This is a genomic window from Citreimonas sp., assembly GCF_042096055.1.
In the GTDB taxonomy this organism is placed as follows: domain Bacteria; phylum Pseudomonadota; class Alphaproteobacteria; order Rhodobacterales; family Rhodobacteraceae; genus Citreimonas.
In genome coordinates this window covers 5,280-9,502 of the sequence record NZ_JBELMH010000027.1, presented here as the reverse complement: position 1 = coordinate 9,502, position 4,223 = coordinate 5,280, and the positions used below count along the sequence as shown (strand labels likewise).

Sequence of the window (4,223 nt, the reverse complement as noted above, 5' to 3'; positions counted from 1 at the left end):
TCGCAACGGCTTGCTGGCCGGCGCGCGCATCGTGCTCGACGACCAGCTGCAGCTTGCCGCGGTCGAGGCGCGCCGCGTCGACGGGCGCTACAACGCGCTGTCGCGGGTGGCCGTAACCTCGTGCCAGATCTGCGCCGGCCGCGCGCCGCTTTGGTCGATCCGCGCCACGCGCGTGGTCCACGACCAGCAGGAAAACCAGATCTACTTCGACAACGCCCAGCTGCGCGTGCTCGACGTGCCGGTCTTCTACCTGCCGCGCCTGCGCGTGCCCGACCCGACGCTCGAACGCGCGCGCGGCTTCCTGTTCCCCACGCTGCGCAGCTCGACCCTGCTGGGGTTCGGCATCAAGATCCCGTATTTCATCCCGATCGGCGACCACCAGGACATCACCCTGACGCCTTATCTGTCGCCCAAGACCCGCACGCTGGAATTCCGCTACCGCCGCGCCTTCGTCAACGGCGACCTCGTGGTCAACGGCGCCGCATCCAGCGACACGTTGGACACCGAGGGCCCGCGCGGCTACCTGTTTGCCGAGGGCGACTTCGCGCTGGGGCGCGGCCTGCAGCTGCACTTCGACGCCAAGCTGGTCACCGACCCGTCCTACCTCAACGCCTACGGCATCACCAGCGCCGACCGGCTGGACAGCACCGTGACGCTGAGCCGCGCGCGCCGCGACAGCCTGCTGCAGGCGGCGCTGGTGCATTACCAGTCGCTGCGCGAATCCGAGGACAACGACACCCAGCCCACCATCGTCGGCGACATCCGCTACCAGCGGCGCTACTTTCCCGCGCGGATCGGCGGCGAGGTGCGCGTCGACGCGGTGGCGCACGCGCATTACCGCTATTCCTCGATCGACATCGACAGCGCCGACGAGGACGACGTCGTCGACGGCCGCGACCTCGCGCGTCTCAACGCCGAGATCAGCTGGCGCGACCGCTGGACGCTGCCGCTGGGCCTGCGCGCGGGCGCCTCGACGCATCTGTGGCTCGACCGGTTCGCGATCCGGCAGGACGCCACCTCGCCCGAGGACGTCTCGGCCGCGACGCCGGGCGTGGCGCTCGAGCTGCGCTGGCCCTTCGCGCGCAGCGGCGCGGGCGGCGCGCGCACGCTGATCGAACCCGTCATGCAGCTGGGCTGGGTCGGCGGCACGCGCCCCGACAACCCCAACGACGAAAGCACCCGCCCCGAGTTCGACGAGGCCAACCTGCTGAGCCTGTCGCGCTTCCCGGCCGCCGACCGGCGCGAACACGGCACCACGCTGGCCGCCGGACTGCGCATGATGCACCGCGCGCCCGCTGGCTGGACCGCCGCGCTGACCGTCGGCCGCGTCTGGCGCGACGAGGCGGACGAGGCCTTCACCCGTTCCTCGGGGCTCGAGGACGAGCGGTCGGACCTGCTGATCGCCGGCCGCTTCGCCAACACCAACGGGCTGTCGATCTCGGCGCGTGGTCTGCTGGACGACGAACAGCGCTTTTCCAAGGCCGAAGCGCGCGCCGCCTGGTCCAACGACCGGATCGACCTGGGCGCGTCCTACGTGCTGCTGGTCACCGATCCCGAAGAGGACCGCGACGAGGCCCAGTCCGAATGGACGCTGGATGCGGCCTATCAGGTGACGCCGAACTGGCGGACCTCGACCGAGTGGCGCTACGATCTGGCCGGCCAGCGCCTTGACCGTGTGGGGCTGGGGCTGCAATACCGAACCCGATGCGTCGAGGTGGGGCTTTCGGCCACGCGCCGCTACGCCTCCTCCGCCAACGTGGAGCCGTCCACAGATTTCGACCTGTCCGTCGCCCTGCTGGGCTTTTCCACGGGCGGTCCCGCCAAGGAGATCCGACCTTCATGTTCCTAGCGACCCGTTTCCTCGCCCGGCTGGCCGTCGCCGGCGCGCTTGCCCTGTCGCCCGTCGCGGCGGTGGCGCAGCAGGGGATGTTCGCCCCCGCGCTGACCGTCAACGACCAGGTGATCACCGGCTACGAGCTCGAGCAGCGCGCGCGGATGCTGGGGGTGCTCAACGCGCCCGGCGACCTGCAGGCGCTGGCGCGCGAGCAGCTGATCGACGACCGCCTGCGCCTCGAGGCTGCCGCCCAGGCCGGCATCCGCCCCGAGGAACAGGCCGTGCTGGAGGGCATGGAGGAATTCGCCGGCCGCGCGAACCTCAGCCGCGAGGAATTCACCGCCGCCCTCGCGCAGCGCGGCGTCGCCGAGGAGACGTTCCGCGACTTCGTGCGCGCCGGCGTGGCCTGGCGCGACCTCGTGCGCCAGCGCTTCGCCCGCGACTCCGCCGTGTCCGAGGACGAGATCGACCGCGCGCTGTCGTCGGGCGGCGGCGGCAGCACCGTGCGCGTGCTGCTGTCCGAGATCATCATGCCGGTGACCCCGCAGACCGCCGACGAGGTGCGCGCCCGCGCCGAGCGGATCTCCGAGCTCGACTCCGAGGCCGCGTTCTCGGCGCAGGCGCGGCGTTTCTCGGCCACCGCCACGCGCGACCAGGGCGGCCGCCTGCCGTGGCGCGCGCTGGACGAACTGCCGCCGCCGCTGCAGCCGCTGGTGCTGGCCCTGCGCCCCGGCGAAGTGACCGACCCGCTGCCCGTGACCGACGCCATCGCGCTGTTTCAGCTGCGCGACATCGAGGAGACCGGCTATTCCGCGCCCGAGATCGGCGCCGTGGAATACGCCGCCTACTACATCCCCGGCGGCCGCTCGGCCGAGACGCTGGCGCGCGCCCGCGCGCTGGCCGCCCGCGTCGACCGCTGCGACGACCTTTACGGCGCGGCGCAAGGCCAGCCGGCCGAGGTGCTCGATCGCCAGACGCTGCCGCCGGAACAGCTGCCCACCGACATCGCGCTGGAACTGTCCAAGCTCGATCCCGGCGAGGTGTCCACGGCGCTGACGCGATCCGACGGGCAGACGCTGGTCTTCCTGATGCTCTGCGGACGCACCGCCGCGGTGAACACCGAGGTCGATCGCCAGGAGTTCGGCGTGAACCTGCGCAACCAGCGCCTGCAATCGCAGGCCGAGGGCTTCCTTGCGCAGCTGCGTGCCGACGCCCGCATCGTCGAGCGATGATCGCGCCCGTCGCGGTCAGCTGCGGCGAACCGGCCGGCATCGGCCCAGAACTGGCCGAGGCCGCCCGCCGCGTGCTGGGCGGCACGGTGCCGTTCTTCCTGATCGGCGACCCCGACCACCTGCCGGGCACCATGCCGCACGCGGTCATCGACGCGCCCGCGCAGGCCGCCGAGGTGCCGACCGGCACGCTGCCGGTCCTGCCGCTGCGCTTAGAAGGCCCCCGGGTGCCCGGCCGGGCGCAGCCCGCCCACGCCGCTGGCGTGGTCGAGGCGATCACCCGCGGGGTGGCCGAGGTCCGCTCGGGCCGCGCCTCGGCGCTGTGCACGCTGCCGATCCACAAGCAGGCGCTGGCCGAGGGCGCCGGGTTCACCTTTCCCGGCCATACCGAGTTCCTGGCCGACCTCGCGGGCGTCGACGAGGTGGTGATGATGCTCGCCTCGGACCAGTTGCGCGTAGTGCCCGCGACCATCCACGTCGCCCTGCGCGACGTCTTCGTCGCGCTCACGCCCGAGCGTCTGGAAAAGCGCATCCGCATCACCCACGACGCGCTGCGCACCCAGTTCCGCGTGGCCGAGCCGCGCCTCGCCGTGGCGGGCCTGAACCCCCACGCCGGCGAAGGCGGCCGGATGGGACGCGAAGAGATCGAGATCATCGGCCCCGTGCTCGACCGCTTGCGCGCCGAAGGCATGGACATCGCCGGGCCGCTTTCGGCCGACACGATGTTCCACGCCGCCGCCCGCGCGCGCTACGACGCCGCGATCGCCATGTACCACGACCAGGCGCTGATCCCGATCAAGACGCTGGATTTCGACCGCGGTGTGAACGTGACGCTGGGCCTACCGTTCGTGCGCACCTCGCCGGACCACGGCACCGCCTTCGACATCGCCGGCACCGGCCGCGCCAACCCGTCCTCGACCGTCGAGGCGCTGCGCATGGCCTGGCGCATGGCCGGGGGCGAGGCATGAGCCCGCGGCACCCCTCCCACGCATGAGCGGCATCGATTCCCTTCCGCCCCTGCGCGAGGTCATCGCGCAGCATGGCCTGTCGGCGCGCAAGTCGCTGGGGCAGAATTTCCTGCTGGACCTGAACCTGACGGCACGGATCGCGCGCATCGCCGGCGACCTGTCGCAGACCGACGTGCTCGAGGTCGGCCCCGG

3 protein-coding genes and 1 pseudogene are annotated in these 4,223 nt (G+C 72.2%); all 4 read left to right on the top strand.

Going from position 1 to position 4,223, the window contains the following annotated elements; translation table 11 throughout:
- The coding region (locus tag ACFDTC_RS08110; RefSeq protein ID WP_375258374.1) for an LPS-assembly protein LptD at positions 1-1,849 on the top strand (1,849 nt) is incomplete at its 5' end.
- Positions 1,840-3,066: a peptidylprolyl isomerase gene (locus tag ACFDTC_RS08105; protein ID WP_375258373.1), complete on the top strand. Its 1,227-nt coding sequence runs from the start codon at positions 1,840-1,842 to the stop codon at positions 3,064-3,066. The genes ACFDTC_RS08110 and ACFDTC_RS08105, both read left to right, overlap by 10 nt.
- Entirely contained in the window at positions 3,063-4,031 is a 969-nt protein-coding gene (gene pdxA, locus ACFDTC_RS08100; RefSeq protein ID WP_375258372.1) for a 4-hydroxythreonine-4-phosphate dehydrogenase PdxA, read from the top strand. The genes ACFDTC_RS08105 and pdxA overlap by 4 nt, the downstream gene beginning before the upstream one ends.
- Before the next feature lie 22 nt (positions 4,032-4,053).
- Positions 4,054-4,223: pseudogene (locus tag ACFDTC_RS08095) on the top strand (16S rRNA (adenine(1518)-N(6)/adenine(1519)-N(6))-dimethyltransferase); the annotation flags it as partial.